This is a genomic window from Desulfocastanea catecholica (genome assembly GCF_054657295.1).
On sequence record NZ_BAAHYZ010000147.1, the window covers coordinates 1 to 366 of the forward strand.

The 366-nt window shown below is 51.1% G+C and carries 2 tRNA genes; both read left to right on the forward strand.

Going from position 1 to position 366, the window contains the following annotated elements:
* Nucleotides 1-149: 149 nt before the first annotated feature.
* A tRNA-Ile gene (locus ACYQ8U_RS23275) sits at nt 150-226 on the forward strand.
* 14 nt (nt 227-240) lie between these two features.
* Nucleotides 241-316: transfer RNA gene (locus tag ACYQ8U_RS23280), tRNA-Ala, on the forward strand.
* Nucleotides 317-366: the final 50 nt, after the last annotated feature.

The following is a 366-nucleotide window of genomic DNA, read 5'->3' on the forward strand; positions in this document are numbered from 1 at the left end:
TAAGGAAAAAGCAGATTTAACCTGCGTGGGGATTAACCCCGTTTGCCGTTGTTATTCAGTTTTGAAGGATCGTGATGATCTTTTCCAGGTGGAAGAACGTAAAACCAGTTGCTAGCGGTTTTTTTTTGTCGTTTGTATGATCGAAAACTGGGCCTATAGCTCAGCTGGTTAGAGCGCACGCCTGATAAGCGTGAGGTCGGTGGTTCAAGTCCACCTAGGCCCACCACCGTTGATTTATTTGGGGGTGTAGCTCAGCTGGGAGAGCGCCTGCCTTGCACGCAGGAGGCCATCGGTTCGATCCCGTTCACCTCCACCAATCAGAAGCCGGAAGGCCAGAAACCAGAAGCCAGTATGGTCAGCTGCTTC